This window comes from Cryobacterium sp. 10C3 (assembly GCF_034314285.1).
GTDB classification, from domain to species: domain Bacteria; phylum Actinomycetota; class Actinomycetes; order Actinomycetales; family Microbacteriaceae; genus Cryobacterium; species Cryobacterium glucosi.
Map to the genome: position 1 here is coordinate 1,413,453 of NZ_JAVIWF010000002.1, position 17,000 is coordinate 1,430,452.

Annotated in this window: 13 protein-coding genes and 2 pseudogenes; 2 read left to right on the top strand and 13 right to left on the bottom strand. The window is 67.3% G+C overall.

Features of this window, described 5'->3' with window-relative positions:
- Nucleotide 1: 1 nt before the first annotated feature.
- From RGU41_RS07450 to recO, 11 genes and pseudogenes are all read right to left on the bottom strand, one after another.
- On the bottom strand, nucleotides 2–1,750 hold the full coding sequence (locus RGU41_RS07450; RefSeq protein WP_134446032.1) for an ABC transporter ATP-binding protein: 1,749 nt from the start codon (nucleotides 1,748–1,750) through the stop codon (nucleotides 2–4).
- Entirely contained in the window at nucleotides 1,747–2,862 is a 1,116-nt protein-coding gene (locus tag RGU41_RS07455) for an ABC transporter permease (protein ID WP_134558461.1), read from the bottom strand. The genes RGU41_RS07450 and RGU41_RS07455 overlap by 4 nt, the downstream gene beginning before the upstream one ends.
- A 2-nt stretch (nucleotides 2,863–2,864) precedes the next feature.
- A pseudogene (locus RGU41_RS07460) lies at nucleotides 2,865–3,877 on the bottom strand (ABC transporter permease).
- 157 nt (nucleotides 3,878–4,034) lie between these two features.
- The gene (locus tag RGU41_RS07465) at nucleotides 4,035–5,663 is read right to left on the bottom strand and encodes an ABC transporter substrate-binding protein (protein ID WP_322135901.1); all 1,629 of its coding nucleotides are present in this window, start codon (nucleotides 5,661–5,663) and stop codon (nucleotides 4,035–4,037) included.
- A 156-nt stretch (nucleotides 5,664–5,819) separates the two neighbouring features.
- Nucleotides 5,820–7,685 carry a DNA primase gene (gene dnaG, locus RGU41_RS07470; RefSeq protein ID WP_322135902.1) on the bottom strand — a complete coding sequence of 622 codons (1,866 nt, stop codon included), beginning with the start codon at nucleotides 7,683–7,685 and terminating at the stop codon, nucleotides 5,820–5,822.
- A 58-nt stretch (nucleotides 7,686–7,743) separates the two neighbouring features.
- The gene (locus tag RGU41_RS07475) at nucleotides 7,744–8,991 is read right to left on the bottom strand and encodes a deoxyguanosinetriphosphate triphosphohydrolase (RefSeq protein ID WP_241975263.1); all 1,248 of its coding nucleotides are present in this window, start codon (nucleotides 8,989–8,991) and stop codon (nucleotides 7,744–7,746) included.
- Entirely contained in the window at nucleotides 8,984–10,171 is a 1,188-nt protein-coding gene (gene dusB / locus RGU41_RS07480; RefSeq protein ID WP_134558464.1) for a tRNA dihydrouridine synthase DusB, read from the bottom strand. Before dusB ends, RGU41_RS07475 begins: the two co-directional genes overlap by 8 nt.
- Before the next feature lie 66 nt (nucleotides 10,172–10,237).
- Nucleotides 10,238–10,366, bottom strand: a complete 129-nt coding sequence (locus RGU41_RS07485; protein WP_277612969.1) for a hypothetical protein — start codon at nucleotides 10,364–10,366, stop codon at nucleotides 10,238–10,240.
- Complete coding sequence (locus tag RGU41_RS07490; protein ID WP_134446039.1) at nucleotides 10,366–11,049, bottom strand: DsbA family oxidoreductase; 684 nt, start codon at nucleotides 11,047–11,049, stop codon at nucleotides 10,366–10,368. Before RGU41_RS07490 ends, RGU41_RS07485 begins: the two co-directional genes overlap by 1 nt.
- 53 nt (nucleotides 11,050–11,102) lie before the next feature.
- On the bottom strand, nucleotides 11,103–11,906 hold the full coding sequence (locus RGU41_RS07495) for an isoprenyl transferase (protein WP_322135903.1): 804 nt from the start codon (nucleotides 11,904–11,906) through the stop codon (nucleotides 11,103–11,105).
- A complete protein-coding gene (recO, locus tag RGU41_RS07500; RefSeq protein WP_134446041.1) occupies nucleotides 11,903–12,625 on the bottom strand; it encodes a DNA repair protein RecO in 723 nt (240 codons plus the stop codon). Before recO ends, RGU41_RS07495 begins: the two co-directional genes overlap by 4 nt.
- Before the next feature lie 126 nt (nucleotides 12,626–12,751).
- On the opposite strand from recO, the gene RGU41_RS07505 reads away from it, so the two are divergent.
- Both RGU41_RS07505 and RGU41_RS07510 read left to right on the top strand, forming a co-directional pair.
- Complete coding sequence (locus RGU41_RS07505) at nucleotides 12,752–13,450, top strand: trimeric intracellular cation channel family protein (RefSeq protein WP_134446042.1); 699 nt, start codon at nucleotides 12,752–12,754, stop codon at nucleotides 13,448–13,450.
- A 369-nt stretch (nucleotides 13,451–13,819) separates the two neighbouring features.
- Nucleotides 13,820–14,365 carry a hypothetical protein gene (locus RGU41_RS07510; protein WP_322135904.1) on the top strand — a complete coding sequence of 182 codons (546 nt, stop codon included), beginning with the start codon at nucleotides 13,820–13,822 and terminating at the stop codon, nucleotides 14,363–14,365.
- A 165-nt stretch (nucleotides 14,366–14,530) separates the two neighbouring features.
- On the opposite strand, the gene RGU41_RS07515 is transcribed toward RGU41_RS07510, so the two are convergent.
- Complete coding sequence (locus tag RGU41_RS07515; RefSeq protein ID WP_322135905.1) at nucleotides 14,531–15,040, bottom strand: DUF2127 domain-containing protein; 510 nt, start codon at nucleotides 15,038–15,040, stop codon at nucleotides 14,531–14,533.
- A gap of 34 nt (nucleotides 15,041–15,074) precedes the next feature.
- Nucleotides 15,075–16,846, bottom strand: a pseudogene (gene leuA, locus RGU41_RS07520) (2-isopropylmalate synthase).
- Between the last annotated feature and the right edge of the window lie 154 nt (nucleotides 16,847–17,000).

The window sequence follows — 17,000 nt, forward strand, 5'->3', positions numbered from 1 at the left end:
CCTATCCTGCCGTACGCAGCTCCCGCAGCTTCTCACGGCGTCCGGCCTGTTCCACCGGGTCCGGAACGGGCAGCGAGGCGAGCAGGCGCTGCGTGTACGGATCTTTCGGGGCGCCGAGCACCTCTGCGCTCGTGCCCTCCTCGACGAGCTTGCCGTGGTAGAGCACCGCAATGCGGTCGGCGAGGATATCCACGACGGCGAGGTCATGGCTGATGAAGAGTGCCGCGAAACCGAATTCCCGCTGGAGCTCTGCGAAGAGCTCGAGGACGCGGGCCTGCACCGAGACGTCGAGCGCCGAGGTGGGCTCGTCGGCGATCAGCAGGCTGGGCTCGAGCGCGAGTGCCCTCGCGAGGCTCGCGCGCTGGCGCTGGCCGCCGCTCAGCTCGTGCGGGTACCGGTCGCCGTAACTGCGCGGGAGCTGGACGGCCTCGAGCAGTTCGTCGACCCTGGCCCGTGCCTCAGCAGGGTTCTTCGCCCTGCCGTGCACGATGAGCGGCTCCGCGACGCAGTCGGCGATGGTCAGCAGCGGGTTGAAGCTCGATGCCGGGTCCTGGAAGACGAAGCCGATGTCGCTGCGGAACTTCTTGAAGGCGCGTTCTTTGAACCCGTTCATCTGGTGGCCGTGCACGGTCAGGGAACCGTCCGTCACCCGGGTGAGGCCGGCGATGGCGCGGCCGATGGTGGTCTTGCCGCTTCCGCTCTCGCCGACGAGGCCGAGGACCTCGCCAGGGCGGATGCTGAAGCTCACGCCGTCGACGGCGGTGAAGCCGCCGCGGCCCATCCGCCCCGGATACTCGATGCGCAGGTCCTTCGCGACGACGACGGGCGTCTCGGCGGTCCAGCCGGGCGTCCGCGCCGCCGCGCGGTCTGCGGCGTGCACGACGCCCTGGCCGAGGTGCGGAACGGCGGCGAGCAGCTTCTTCGTGTAGTCGTTCTGCGGGGAGGCGAACAGGGTGCGCGCATCCGCTTCTTCGACGACCTTGCCCTGGTACATCACCGCGACCCGGTCCGCGAGGTCGGCGACGACGCCCATGTTGTGGGTGATGAGGACGATCGCTGTGCCGAAATCGTCGCGGCAACGGCGCAGCAGGTCGAGGATCTCGGCCTGCACGGTGACGTCGAGCGCCGTGGTCGGCTCGTCCGCGACGATGAGTCCGGGGTCGAGCACGAGGGCCATCGCGATGACGACGCGCTGCTTCTGGCCGCCGGAGAACTGGTGCGGGAAGTAGTTGACCCGGATCTCAGGGTCGGGGATGCCGACCCTGCCGAGGATCTCGACGGCCTTCTTCTTCGCCTCGGCGCGGCTGAACTGGCCGTGGGCGCGGATGCCCTCCATGATCTGCCAGCCGACGGTGTAGACGGGGTTGAGCGCGGTGGACGGTTCCTGGAACACCATCGAGACGTCGGTGCCGCGGAGCTGGCGGAGTTTCTGCTTGCCGACGGAGATCACGTTGTTCGTGCTCGAGCCGTCCTTGCTGCTGAGGAACACGGCTCCCGATGACGTCGCGGTCTCCGGAAGCAGGCCGAGGATCGTCTTGGCCGTCACGGTCTTGCCGCTTCCGCTTTCGCCGACGATCGCGAGCACCTCGCCGGGCGCGACCCGGAGGCTGACGCCGGCGACGGCGTGCACGGCGCCGGCGTCGGTCGCGAAGGTCACAGTGAGGTCAGTGATGCTGAGCACGTCGGAGCTTCGCGCGGTGCTGGACACGGCTCCGGCGGACTCGGGGGTGGTGGCGGATGCCGCGGTCATGACCGGTCCTCGAATCCTTCGTCGGTGAAGCTGTCTATGTCGGCGTCGATGCCGTCGGCGCCGCCCTCGAGGCCGTCGAGGCCGCCAGGGCCGCCCGTGAGCGTACCGCCGGGGACGACGGACGTCGCCGCGACGACGGAAACAACCTTGCCGACCGAGCGGCGACCGCGGAGGCGCGGGTCGGCGAGGTCGTTGAGGCTCTCGCCGACGAGGGTGATGCCGAGCACGACGAGCACGATCGCGAGACCGGGGAACAGCGAGGTCCACCAGATGCCGCTCGTGACGTCGGAGAGGGCCTTGTTCAGGTCGTAGCCCCACTCTGCTGCGGCGCTCGGCTCGATGCCGAAGCCGAGGAAGCCGAGCCCGGCGAGGGTGAGGATCGCCTCGGAGGAGTTGAGCGTGAAGATGAGCGGCAGGGTGCGAGTGGCGTTGCGCAGCACGTGCCGGAACATGATCCGGCCGTTGCTCGCGCCGAGGACCCTGGCGGACTCCACGTAGGCCTCCGCCTTGATCCGGACGGTCTCCGCGCGGATCACCCGGAAGTACTGCGGGATGAACACGACGGTGATGGAGATGGCCGCCGCGACCACTCCGCCGACGAGGTCGGACTTGCCGCCGGAGATCACGATCGACATCACGATCGCGAGCAGCAGGGACGGGAACGCGTAGACCGCGTCGCAGACGACGACGAGGATGCGGTCGAGCCAACCGCCGAAGTAGCCGGAGACGAGGCCGAGGAACACGCCGGCGAAGATGGAGAGCAGTACCGCGACGACGATCACGAACAGGGCGGTCTGGGCACCCCAGAGGACGCGGGACAGCACGTCGTAGCCGCCGACGGTGGTCCCGAGGATGTGAGCGCCACCCGGGGCCACCTGGGCGCCGAAGGGGCCGTTCGCGTCACGCAACTGGCTGTAGCCGTACGGCGAAATCACGGGGGCGAAGATGGCGGTGAGCACGAACAGGCCGGTGATGACGAGGCCGGTGACGAGCATTCCCCGCTGCAGGCCCATGCTCTGCTTCACCTGGTGCACGACGGGGAGCCGGTTCCAGAGTGCGGCGAGGCCGCCGCGGCGGACGGGGGCACTGGTGGTGTCTGGCGTGTGGCTCATGGTCAGTACCTCACCCTCGGGTCGATGATCGCGGCGATGATGTCCACGATGAAATTGGACAGCGCCACGATCACGGCGAGCAGGGCGACGATGCCCTGCACGGCGACGAAGTCACGTGCCTTGAGGAATTCGGAGAGCATGAAGCCGAGGCCCTTCCATTCGAAGGTCGTCTCGGTCAGCACGGCACCGCCGAGGAGCAGGGCGATCTGCAGGCCGATCACGGTGATGATCGGGATCAGGGCCGGCCGGTACGCGTGCTTGGAGACCAGCCGGAACTCGCTCACCCCCGCGACCGGGCGGCATCCACGTAATCGGTGCCGAGGGTGCCGATGACGTTGGTGCGTACGAGACGGAGGAAGACACCGGCGGTGAGGAGGCCCAGGGCGATCGCCGGGAGCACGGCGTGCGCGAGCACATCCATGAGCACCGCGGGGTTGCCGGTCATGATCGCGTCGATCGTGTAGATCCCGGTCTTGCTGGGCAGGAACTGCATCTGCAGCTCCGAGCCGGTCGTCGCCCGTCCCGCGACGGGCAGGACCTTGAGCCAGACCGAGAAGATCAGCTTGAGAAGCAGGCCGGAGAAGAAGACCGGGGTGGCGTAGCAGAGGATCGCGAAGATCCGGAGGGAGGCGTCCTGGCCCTTGTCGCGGAAGTACGCGGCCACCATGCCGAGCGGGATGCCGACGATGAATGCGACAAGGAGCGCGTAGAACGCGAGCTCAGCCGTGGCGACGCCATAGGTGAGGAGGACGTCGACGACGGGCTTGTTCGTGCTGATCGTCGTGCCGAAGTTGCCGGTGAAGATCTGGCCGAGGTACTCGAAGTACTGGACCAGGATCGGCCGGTCGTAGCCGGCGGCGTGGATGCGTTCGGCGAGCTGGTCGGCGGTGAGGCGGCCACCGAGGGCGGCCGTGATCGGGTCGCCGGTCGCGCGCATCAGCCAGAAGACCATGGAGACGAGTATGAAGATCGTCGGGAAGATGAGCAGGAAGCGGACCGCGATGTAACGACCGATGCCCCCGCCGGGGAGGTTCGTTTGCGCCGGATTCCCTGGGGGGCGGTCGGGCGCGCTGCCACTGTTGTCATCACTGCCTATCGATCGAGAATTGAAAGGGGGCACCCAGCGCTCTGGCTGAATGCCCCCCGGTTACAACTGGTGAAACAGGCCGGACTTAGCCCTTCTTCAGCGCCGCGTAGCGGAACCTGAAGGATGCGTCGAGCGTGTCGGTGGTTCCGGTGACCGTGGTCCCGGTGACGGCGACCTGGGCGCCCTGGAGGAGGGGCAGGGTCGACAGCTGGGCTGCGACCTTGTCCTGGATCTCCTCGATGAGCTTGGTACGGGCGTCCTTGTCGGTCGTGACGGCCTGCTGCTTGATCAGGTCGTTGACGACAGAGTCGCTGTAGTGGTTTCCGACGAAGTTACCATCGGCGAAGAACGGCGTCAGGTAGTTGTCCGCGTCCGAGTAGTCCGGGAACCAGCCGAGCTGGTAAGCGGGGTATGCGTCCTTCACGCGCTCCTTGGAGTACGTGACGTACTCGGTCGAAGCCAAGTTGACCGTGAAGAGGCCGGAGGCGTCGAGCTGGTCCTTGACGAGCGCGTATTCATCGCTCGAGCCGGGGCCGTAGTGGTCGGTGTTGTACTGCAGGTTGAGGGCGACAGGGCTCGTGATGCCGGCGGCTTCGAGCGTTGCCTTGGCCTTCGCCTTGTCGGGTCCTCCGTTGCCGTCGCCGTAGAGGCCCTTGAGGGACTCGGTGGCACCGGTCATGCCGGCCGGAACGTAGGAGTAGAGCGGCGTGTACGTGCCCTTGTAGACCTGCTTGGCGATTTCGGCACGGTCGACGAGGTCGGCGACGGCCTGGCGCACGGCGAGCGACTTGGCCGGGTCGGCCTCGGGCGTCTTGGCGCCGAACGGCTGGGTGTCGAAGTTGAAGACGATGTAGCGGATCTCTCCGCCGGGTCCGTCGACGACCTTGACCTTGTCGTTGCCGCGCAGGTCATCGATGTCCGTCGACGACAGGCTGCGGAAGGCGACGTCGATATTGCCTTCCTGCACATCGAGCTTGAGGTTCGACGCGTCGGCGTAGTACTTCACGTTGACGACATCCGACTTCGCCGCGCCGAGGTTGCCCTTGTAATCCTTGTTGGCCTTGTACCCGATGAGGTTGTTGAAGTCGTAGCTCGTGATGACGTACTGGCCTGCGAAGGCGTTCGCCTTCACGATGTCGGCATCGGGCGTGATCGCGGTCGCCGAGAAGGTCTCCTCGTCGACGATCACGCCGGCAGGGCTCGACAGGATCTGCGGGAAGACCTGGTCGTTCGCGGCCTTCAGGGTGAAGACGACGGTGGTGTCGTCCGGAGCCGCGACGCTCGCGAGGTTGTACAGCAGGGTCGACGGGCCGTTGGCGTCCGCGATCGACAGCTGGCGGTCGAAGCTGAACTTCACGTCTGAGGACGTGAGCTTGTGACCGTTCGCGAAGACGAGGTCGGGCTTGAGCGTGACCGTGTACTCGGTGGGGGTCGTGAACTCGGCCTTGGTCGCGATGTCCGGCGTCACATCGGCGGTGCCGTATGCGCTGTTCATCAGGAACGGGAAGACCTGGTTCATCACGGCGAACGAGCCGTTGTCGTACGAGCCGGCCGGGTCGAGCGTCGTGACCTTGTCGGTCGTGCCGATCAGGAGGGTGCCTCCGGCGCTTGCGGTGGTGCCGCCTGCCGAGCAGCCGGCGAGGACGAGCGCGGAAGCGGCGACGAGCGCCAGTCCCCCGATCAGCCTGGTGCGCCTGGTGGGTGAAAATGCCATGTGCGTGAGCCTCTTTCTCTCGAAATGCGGCAGAGGCGGCATGCGAGGGAGCCGCACCTCTGCATTGCTGTACCGAAAGGAATATCACGAAAAACGCAGTTTGCCCGAATTCTCGCCAGAATATTTACCCAGCTGCAACACGCGAGGTGTGCTCAGTTACTCATCCCTCAGGTTGCGCCGCTCGAGTTCGACCCGCATGAGTTCACGCTGCAGCGCCGTGTACGGCACACGGTCGGTGGGGTCAGCACGCTGCAGCCGGCCGAGCAGCTCGGCTTTCTGGCGGAGGAAGTCCCGGTCGATGAGCGCGACGGTCACGTCGCGCACGTAGCGTTCGACTTCGCGTTCGGTGCGTTCGGGAAGCGGCGCCATCGCCAGGTCGGTGACCAGGTTCTGCAGGGAAACCGGTACGTCCGCGACAACGCGCTCGATCCAGTCCGGCGCCGAGAGGGTATCCAGGTTCGCCGCGATCGCGTCACGCACGACAGCGAGGGACTGGTGGGAGAATCCCGTCTGCACCGCCCGCTGCAGCAGTTCGACACCGACGAGGGCAGGACGCTGGAGCATGGCCATCAGCCCGTCGCGTTCCAGTCGGGTGACCGGGTCCGTCGGCAGTTCGACCATCGAGAACGGGCGTTCGCGCGCGGGCTCGCCGGTCTCACCGCCTCGGGCGGCGGCGGATGTCCCCGGCGCGGTGCGTGAGCGGCTGAGCGCGGCCGAGACGGCCCGGCCGACCTCGCCGAGCTCCATGCCGAGCATCCGGGCGAGCTCGTGCGTATAGCCCGGCCGGAGGGCGGGGTCGCGAATATCGCTCACGAGCGGGGCCGCCGCCCGGAGTGCGGAGACCCGCCCTTCGACAGTCTCGAGGTTGTACTGGGCGAGCAACTGCCGGATCATGAACTCGAACATCGGCTTCTTGGACTCGATCAGCCGTTGCACGGCCCCATCGCCCTTGTGCAGCCGCAGGTCGCACGGGTCGAGGCCCTCCGGGGCGACGGCGACGAAGGTCTGCGCGGAGAAACGCTGCTCCTCGCTGAACGCGCGGACGGCGGCCTTCTGGCCTGCGGCATCCGGGTCGAAGGTGAAAACGACCTCGCCGACACCGCTGTCGTCGCCGAGGACCCGGCGGAGGACCTTGATGTGGTCGACTCCGAAGGAGGTTCCGCAGGTCGCGACGGCGGTCGTCACCCCGGCCAGGTGGCACGCCATCACGTCGGTGTACCCCTCGACGACGACGACCTGGTGGCTGCGGGAGATGTCCCGCTTCGCGAGGTCGAGCCCGTAGAGCACCTGCGCCTTGTGGTAGATCGGGGTCTCCGGGGTGTTCAGGTATTTCGGGCCCTTGTCGTCGTCGAGGAGCTTGCGCGCCCCGAAGCCGATCGTCTGGCCGGTGATGTCGCGGATGGGCCAGACCAGCCGGCCGCGGAAGCGGTCGTAGACGCCGCTCGATCCCTCCCGGCTCGACACCAGTCCGGCGAGGGTCAGCTCCTCATCGGAGTAGCCGCGACCACGGAGGTGTTTGGTCAGTTCGTCCCAGCTCTTCGGGGCGAAGCCGATCCCGAACCGGGTCGCCGCGTGGGCGTCGAAGCCGCGTTCGCCGAGGAATGTTCGGCCGACGGCGGCCCCTGCGCTGCCGAGCTGCTCGACGAAGAAGTCGGCGGCGGCCTGGTTGGCCGCGTAGAGCCGCGCGCGGTTGGTGTGGTCCGGCGCATCCGCCCCGCCGCCCTCGTAGTGCAGTTCGAGGCCGACCCGGCCAGCGAGTCGTTCCACGGCCTCGCTGAAGGTGATGGTCCATCTTCTGCAAAAGGAGTAGACGTCGCCGCTCTCGCCGCAACCGAAGCAGTGGTAGAAACCGACCTGCGGGCGGACGTGGAAGCTCGGGCTGCGTTCGTCGTGGAAGGGGCACAACCCCTTCAGGGAGCCGACGCCGGCCGACTTGAGGCTGACGTAGTCGCCGACGATGTCGGCGATATTGGTTCGGGCCTTGACCTCTTCAATGTCGCTTTGTCGAATCAGGCCTGCCATAGCTGAATGTTATCCCGCCGCACGCCCGACTTCGGCACGGGCCGGGTTCTGCACAGGCTCAGTTCTGGATCAGGCGTTCGTACCACGCGAGCGCGGACTGGTCGGTGAGGCTCGCGACCTGGTCGACGACGACGCGCTTGCGGGCGGCATCGTCCGCGGCGGCGTGGAAGTCTTCCTTCGAGCCGGCGTCGAGGTGTTCGTCGCCGGTGGCGAGCAACCGGTCGGCGAGCAGCGTCAGGACCTGGCGCTGCTGCTGGTAGATCGGCTGCCGGGTGTTCTTCGACATCACGAAGGCAGCGACGACGCCCTTGAGCACGGCGATCTCGGCTGCGATATTCGGCGGCACCACGACGTGGGCGCCGAAGCGCGCGATGCGCTCGGCCGGGTAGGCCTGGCGGGTGGCATAGACGGCTGCTCCGGAGAAACGACCGATGAGCTGGCTCGTCAGGTTCTTGAGCCGACCCTGGTCACGCCGCCCTGCCGTCCAGCCGCGCAGCCAGGAGTCGAGGGCGCCGAGGCGGTCGTATGCCGCCGCGAGGTCGGCGTGGGAGACGGCGCCGCCGATCCAGGCGTGCATCGAGGAGACGAGCTCGGTGCTCGCGCGGCCGTTCAGGGCGGCGAGGTCGAGGTAGCCGTTGACGACGGCATCCTCGAAGTCGTGCACGGAGTAGGCGATGTCGTCGGAGAGGTCCATGACCTCGGCTTCGATGCACAGCATCCGGTCGGGGGCGTCGGTGCGCATCCACGCGAAAGCGGGCAGGTCGTCGGGGTAGTACCCGAATTTGGCGCGGCCGCTCGGGTCGGACACGGATTCGCCGGCGGGCCACGGGTACTTGCAGCTCGCGTCGAGGCTCGCGCGGGTGAGGTTGAGCCCGTAGCTGCGGCCGTCGGGGCCGAAGACCTTCGGTTCGAGCCGGGTGAGCAGGCGCAGCGTCTGGGCGTTGCCCTCGAACCCGCCGATGTCGAGGGACCAGGCGTTGAGCGCCTTCTCGCCGTTGTGGCCGAACGGAGGATGCCCGATGTCGTGCGCGAGGCAGGCAGTGTCGACGACGTCGGGGTCGAGGCCGAGGCGTTGGGCGAGCTCGCGTCCGATCTGCGCGACCTCGAGGGAGTGGGTGAGCCGGTTCCTGGCGAAATCGAGTCCGGCGGTCGGGCTCAGCACCTGGGTCTTTGCGGCGAGGCGGCGGAGGGCGCTCGAGTGCAGCAGCCGGGCGCGGTCGCGCGCGAAGTCGCTGCGGCGTGAGCTGTGTTCCTCCGGGAAGTAGCGTTCCTCGTCGAAGCTCGTGTACCCCGATCGGTTAGCCACCGCTGGTGTCCCCTTCGCCCTCGGTGAGCCGAGCGCGTTCGGAGCCGACGAGTTCCTGCGAGTCGAGCCAGTGCTCGGGCAGGCTGGTCTTCTTGGGGCTGCCTGCCCGGCCGCGGGGACCCTCCGCGCCGATGCCCGGGTACTCCTGGGTCGGGTCGAGGGTGCCGAGAAGGTCGTCGAGCTGGGCGAGGGAGACCACGGAGGCAAGGCTGGCCCGCAGTTCGCCGCCGACCGAGTAGCCCTTGAAGTACCAGGCCACGTGCTTGCGCACGTCGCGGCAGGCACGTTCCTCGCTGTCGAAGAATTCGGTGAGCAGTTCGGCATGCCGACGGAAGGTGTCTGCCACGACGCCGAGGTTCGGCTGGATGAGTGCGGCCCCGGCACCCTCTGCCGGACCGAAGGCCGCCGCGAGATCGCCGAACAGCCAGGGCCGGCCGAGGCAGCCTCGGCCGACGACGACGCCGTCGCAGCCGGTTTCCGCGACCATGCGAACCGCGTCCTGGGCCGACCAGATGTCGCCGTTGCCGAGCACGGGGACACTCGTGATGGCCTGCTTGAGGGTCGCGATCGCCGTCCAGTCCGCCTGCCCGGAATAGTAGTCGGACGCCGTGCGCGCGTGCAGTGCTATGGCGGAAACGCCGGCGCCTTCTGCTGCCCTCGCTGCCTCGAGGTAGGTGAGGTGGTCGGAGTCGATGCCCTTGCGCATCTTGATCGTGACCGGAACGGCGCCTGCCGCGTTCACCGCGGCCTCGACGATGCTCCGAAAGAGGCCGAGCTTCCAGGGCAGGGCGGCTCCGCCGCCCTTGCGCGTCACCTTGGGGACCGGGCAGCCGAAGTTGAGGTCGATGTGGTCTGCGCGGTCCTCGGAGACGAGCATCGTGACAGCTTCGCCGATGGTCTTCGGGTCGACCCCGTAGAGCTGGATGGAGCGGGTGGTCTCACTCTCGTGGTGGTCGATGAGGCGCATCGAGCCCGGGGTGCGCTCGACGAGCGCGCGCGAGGTGATCATTTCACTCACATAGAGCCCGGCGCCGAATTCCCGGCAGAGCCGGCGGAACGCGGTGTTGGTGATGCCGGCCATCGGTGCGAGGACGACGGGCACGTCGAGCGTGAGCGGGCCGATCCGCAGCGCGGGGACCGGCGACGGGTCCGTGCGCGAAGCGGTGAGTTCAGGAGTCATTGGTTCAATTCTCCCAGATGCGGGCGGCCCTGCTGACCCGTGGGAGCGACCCGCACCGATCGAGGCCTAGATTCCGCAGGAATCGCCCTCGCAGCTCCCGGCGCCGGACTGGCCGAGGAGCTGGATGAACGGGGTGACGCGCGGTGCCGGGGCCGCGGTGACGGGGACGGCGGGGACGACGCTGGCATCGGTCATCAACGGTCCTCCCCTGCTGCTGCGGTCGTTCCTGCGGCCTCGTTCTGGTCGGCCTGGGCCTGGCGGAGTGCGCCGGCGAAGGCCTCGGGGTCCTGGGCCCCGGAGATGCCGTACTTCCCGTCGATCACGAAGAACGGGACGCCCTGGATTCCGTAGGCATTTGCCTGGGCTACGTCCGCCTTCACGTCGGCGAGATAGTCGTGGGCGGTCAACGCGCGGACGACATCCGCTCGGTCGAGTCCGATTTCGGCGGCGAGGTCCGCGAGGTCTTCGATGCGACCGACGTGCCTTCCGTCGACGAAGTAGGCCTTGAGCAGGCGTTCCTTCATGTCGAGCTGGCGACCGTGGGCCTTGGCGTAGTGCAGCAGCTCGTGGGATATGACGGTGTTGGTCTGGTGCACCGAGTCGTAGTCGTAGTGCAGGCCGACGCTCTCAGCGATTCCAGTCACGCGGGCGAGCATCTCGGTGACCTGGGCGACGGGGATACCCTTGCGCTCGCTCAGGTAATCGATGGGACTGCCGGCGAAGTCGACCGGGGTATCGGGGGCCAGCTCGAAGCTGTGGTATTCGACCTCGACCGAGCCGTCGAAGAGGGCGGCCCCTGCCTCGAACTTGCGCTTTCCGATGTAGCACCAGGGGCACTGCACGTCGGACCAGATGTCGACCTTGATAGTTTCGCTCACACCCGGTCCAAGCCGCCGGTCCCCCGATCTATTCCCCCTGCCGCGTGAGTGGATCAAACGCTTGGGGTGTCGACCGCCCCGCCGTAGCGGCGGTTGCGGGCGGCGTAGAGCTCGATGGCATGCCACAGCTCCGCCCTGCCGAAGTCAGGCCAGAGGGTGTCGAGGAAGACCATCTCGGCGTATGCGCTCTGCCAGAGCAGGAAGTTGCTCGTGCGCTGCTCCCCCGAGCTCCGCACGAAAAGGTCGACGTCCGGGAGGTCTGCCGTGTAGAGCTGGCGCTGGATCGCCTTCTCGGTGATTCCGGAAGGCTTCAACCGGCCGGCGGCGACCTCCTCGGCCAGCGCGCGGACGGCATCCGTGATCTCGGTGCGCCCGCCGTAGTTGACGCACATCGTCAGGGTGAGTCCGGTGTTGCCCGCCGTGAGGCGCTCGGCGTACTGCAGTTCGTTGATGACGGATGCCCACAGGCGCGGCTTGCGGCCAGCCCAGCGCACGCGCACGCCCCAGTCGTTGAGCTGGTCGCGGCGCCGGTGCAGCACGTCCCTGTTGAAGCCCATCAGGAAGCGGACCTCGTCAGGGGAACGTTTCCAGTTCTCTGTCGAGAAGGCGTAGACACTCAGGTGCTTGACGCCGATCTGGATGGCGCCGGCGACGACGTCGAGGAGCGCGGCCTCGCCGGCCTTGTGGCCTTCGACCCGCGGGAGTCCGCGCGCGTTCGCCCAGCGGCCGTTGCCGTCCATGACGATCGCGACGTGCTCGGGAACGACCTTCGCCGGCAGCGCCGGCGGGTACTGGCCGGTCCATTCGAGCGGTCGGAAGGGCATGGCGTCCTTGTGCGTGAACGGCTTCGGGGTCATCGACTGACGTGCTCCAAGGATCGGAGGCCCCGGCCGAGGTGCCACTGCGTGTATGCGGCGACGACTCCGTTGGCCTGGTTCCTGGTCTGCTCTGGCATGGATTCGGCCTGGTCCCAGTCCCCGGCGAGCAGGGAGCCGAGGAGCAGGATGGTCGCCTTGTCCAGCCGGGGCGACCCGGGGGCCGCGCAGTCGTCGCAGACGATTCCGCCGACTTGCACGACGAGCGCGGAGTGATCGCCGAGTGCGCCGCAGCGCGCGCAGCCCTGGAAGCTCGGCGCCCAGCCGGCCATCGACAGGGCACGCAGCAGGTAGGAGTCGAGGGTGAGGCTCGCGCCGTGTTCCATCCGGGAGAGGGAGCGCAGGGCCCCGACCAGGAGCAGGTACTGCTGCAGGGACCCCTCGGCCTCCGTGAGCTTGTCTGCGGTCTCGACCATGGCGCTCGCCGCGGTGTAACTGGCGTAGTCGCCGGAGATCAGGGCGCCGTATGAGCCGATCGACTCGGCCTGGGTGACGATGTCGAGACTGCGGCCCTCGTAGAGCTGCACATCCGCCACCATGAACGGTTCGAGCCTGGCCCCGAATTTGGAGGCCGTGCGGCGGACGCCTTTGGCGACGGCACGGACCTTGCCGTGCTGGCGGGTGAGCATGGTGACGATCCGGTCGGCTTCACCCAGTTTGTGGGTGCGCAGCACGACGGCTTCATCACGGTAAACAGGCACGTCCTATTCTCCCACCCGAGCGGGCTTTGTGGGTCCGGTCCCGGCCGACGCGCCGGTCGAGCGGTTCCTGCCTCCACGCGCCTGTCGACGGTCAGGAAACCCCGCGGCGGATGGTTTCATTGGAGGGTGCCTCCCATCCTGTTCACGATCCCGCTCTGGATCGACCTGACGGCGGTCGCCATCGGCGCGATCCAGGGGGCCATGTTCGCCGGGCGATTCACCGATCGCCGCTTCGACCTGCTCGGCATTGCGATCATCGGTGTCACTGTCGGCCTCGGCGGCGGACTCCTGCGCGATATCCTGCTCGGCGGGGTGCCCGCTGCCCTGCAGAGCAACTGGTACCTGCCGATCGCAGGCGGATCCGCTCTCCTGGGCATGCTGTTGCAGAGCCTCTTCAACCGCCTCGGCCCGTTCATCATCGCGCTCGACGCTGTGACGATCGGCCTGTTCGCCGCTCTCGGGACGAGCAAGGCGCTCGCGCACGGCCTCCCGGAGATTCCGTCGCTGTTCGTGGGCGTGATCACGGCCGTCGGCGGCTCGGCGCTCCGGGACATGATGCTCAACGTTCCGATCGCCGTCATGCACGTCGGTTCGTTCTACGCCATGGCCGCCGGATTCGGTAGCGCGCTCCTCGTCGTGCTTTTCGAACTGCACGTGGACATCACCATCGCCGCGATCGCCTGCGTGATCGTGACCACGGTGATGCGGATCCTCGCGGCCCGGTACGGCTGGAGCCTGCCAGAACAGCGTGCGATCGGCAGCTGGCCGCGTTGGCGGCGTCGCGTGCGCCCCGCAACGCTCCGCCGCCGTCGCACCCACGACTGAATCCCCCGACCAGGTCCGGAGCTCGGAATTCCGCGGCACCGCAGCTGCAGGGCGGGAATGTGCGGGAGTTGGGCCCACCCAGACGGCGTGGGAGGGACGGAGAAATCGGCGGGATTCCCTCTCGCATTTGTGGGCCCGCGGGGAGACACTAGTGAGGAGTACTCACTTGTCTGGAGGATCCATGAATATGCTGAAGGGCAACTCGCCCGATCCGATGCCGGTGCCCAGCCTGATGCCGGTCCTGTCCCGCGGCAAACACCGCACGCCGCGCTCCGGTGCCTGCTTCATGGAGTTCGCGTCCTACCTCGCAGGCGAAGCGTGGAGTGACCATCCGGCGTGCACGCACCCCTGGTCGCCTCCCTCGCCCGCATGGTCAACGACTGCACCTCGGACAGTTCCCGGGCCCGCCTGGTGCCCCTGATCCCGTCGGTCATCGGCCTCAAGGGCGACAACCCCCGGGTGCGGCTACTGATCGCGGTCAGGGCCGCGACCGCGGCGCTTCCCGTGAGCAGCTCGGATCACCAGCGTGCGCTTGCCGTCGGGATCCTGAATTGCGAGCGCCAGCTGGAGGGGCTCGATGGCGAGTTGCCCGAAGGACTCGAGGCCCGTATCCGCACCGCGTTCGACGCGGCGCCGGAGACCGAGCGGTGGGCGCGCGAGTTCATCTCCTCCATGGGGGCATGGTCGCGTACCAAGTTCACCGATCGCACGGCGGAGACGATCATCCGGGTCTCGGTTCAGGGTATTGCTGAGGCATGCACCCCGAATCCCGACGACCGCCTGTTCGAGTTGCTGTCCGGGGTGATCGACGATGCGACGCGTGTGCTTGTTTCGACGCAGCCGGCGCAGATGGCGACGTCGGTAGTCGAGCGACCGGCCGAGACACGTCCCGCAGGGGTGCGTGTTCACAGCTGAATCCGGAAAGAAACCAGCCCTTCGGATGTGCAGTTGAACGCAGTTAAGAAACCACAGCGATCGGGGCGATCCGCCGTTGGGCGGATCGCCCCGATTCGCATGCCCCGACTCACATCCCATGGATCCGTATCGTCAAGGGGCGCTATCGTCCAGGGGCGCTGAGAATCAGACCTGCCGGGCGGTTCGCGGATTGAGTTCACGGTATTCGCGGTAGACGAGAACGACGATTGCGGCATCGAGCGCGGTGATGACGGCCATGCCCACTGTGGGGCGGAGGACGAAGGCGTAGAGCTGGTAGCCGAGGAAGGCGATCAGGATCCCCAGCGCGTACGGATAGGCCCGGTGCCATTTGCGCAGGAGGCAGTAGACGAGAGCCACCTTCACGGCTCCGTGGGTGATGAGGAAGGCGATCAGGAAGCCGGCTCCCGTTGCGGCAAGCTCGGAATCCTGCCGGGCTACGTACTGCGCCAGGAAGCGCATGGCGGAGGAGTCGCCCTCCCCCGCCTCGCCCGCTACTCCCGCGAGCAGGGCGTGGACGAGGGCGGGTGACACCCACAACACGAGTCCGGCGGCGAGTTCGATCACGCCGTCGATGCCCTTGATGCCCACTCCGACGGAATAGAGGCGATCCGTGACCGTCCGAGAACGTCGGGACTCAGTGGGAGTCGAGGCCACCGGATACCTGCCTTCCCGCTGATCGAGCCGGTTCCTAGGCCGGAACACCCGCCAGGGCGAGGTCGCCTGCCACCGCACGGATGCCGCGGTTGACCGCGGAGACGACGGCCTTCAGCGAGGCGGTCGAGATATCGGCGTCGATGCCGACACCCCAGTAGCGCCGGCCGTTGACGTCGAGTTCGACGTAGGACGCAGCCAGGGCGTCTCCGCCGGCGGACATGGCGTGTTCGACGTAGTCGTAGAGCGTGATCGCGATGCCGCGCTCGGCCATGATTCCCAGGAACGCGGCGATCGGACCATTGCCGGCCCCCTCGACGCGCTCGACTCCGTCGTCGTCCCGGAGGTCGACCGTGAGGTCGACACGGCCGCCCAGATCGCTCGAGGTCCGCGTGGAGAACAGTTCGAACCGGCCCCACTTGTCGTCGGGCTGCCCACTGGAACTCGGCAGGTACTCGTCGTTGAAGATCTCCCAGATCTGCTCGCTCGTGACCTCGCCGCCCTCGGCATCCGTCTTGGACTGGACGACCCCGGAAAACTCGATCTGGAGCTTGCGGGGCAGGTCGAGGGAGTGGTCGGTCTTGAGCAGGTAAGCGACGCCGCCCTTGCCGGACTGCGAGTTGACCCGGATCACGGCTTCGTAGCTGCGACCGAGGTCCTTCGGGTCCACCGGCAGGTAGGGAACCGCCCACTGGAGTTCGTCGACGGATCGGCCCTGCGCCGCGGCATCCGCCGCCATGGCTTCAAAGCCCTTCTTGATGGCGTCCTGGTGCGACCCGCTGAAGGCGGTGAAGACGAGGTCTCCTGCCCAGGGACTGCGTTCGGGAACGGGCAGCTGGTTGCAGTATTCGGCGGTGCGCTTGACCTCGTCGATGTTGCCGAAGTCGATCTGCGGGTCGATGCCCTGGGTGAACAGGTTGATGCCGAGGGCGACGAGGTCGACGTTGCCGGTCCGTTCGCCGTTGCCGAAGAGGCAGCCTTCGATCCGGTCTGCGCCGGCGAGGTAGCCGAGCTCCGCCGCCGCGATCGCGGTGCCGCGGTCGTTGTGCGGGTGCAGGGAGATCAGGACGTTCTCACGCTGGTCGAGGTGCCGGGACATCCACTCGATCGAGTCGGCGTAGACGTTGGGACTGGCCATTTCGACGGTCGCAGGCAGGTTGATGATGACCTTCGCTCCGGGGTCGGCTCGAGGACGGCGATGACCTGGTTGCAGACATCGACCGCGAATTCGAGTTCGGTGCCGGTGTAGCTCTCCGGGGAGTACTCGTAGTAGATCGTCGTGCCGGGGACGGTCGCTTCGAGAGCGCGGCAGGTGCGTGCGCCGAAGAGGGCGATGTCGATGATGCCCTGCTTGTCCTCGCGGAAGACGACCTCGCGCTGCAGCACGCTCGTGGAGTTGTAGAGGTGCACGATGGCCTGCTTGGCGCCGGCGATCGATTCGTAGGTGCGCCGGATCAGGTGTTCCCTCGCCTGGGTGAGCACCTGGATCGTGACGTCGTCCGGGATGGCATCCTCGTCGATGAGGCTGCGCACGAAATCGAAGTCGGTCTGGCTGGCCGACGGGAAGCCGACCTCGATCTCCTTGTAACCCATGCGCACGAGCATGTCGAACATGATGCGCTTGCGCTCAGGGCTCATCGGGTCGATCAGCGCCTGGTTGCCGTCACGCAGGTCGACGGCGCACCAGCGCGGTGCGACTTCGATGTGCTTCGAGGGCCAGGTGCGATCGGGCAGGTCGACCGCGAACTGCTCGTGGTACGGACGGTACTTGTGGATCGGCATCGTCGATGCGGACTGGTTGTTTCTCATGATCGTGATCTCCTCGCTGGGGTTGGGATAGCCAACAACAAACGCCGCGACGAGGGAGGCCTCAGATTAGGACTCGTCGCGGCAGCGAAGGAGGAGCTGACCGAACAACACAAGGGAATGCTAACACCGATTTCCGGCCGGCATCCTGAGAAGA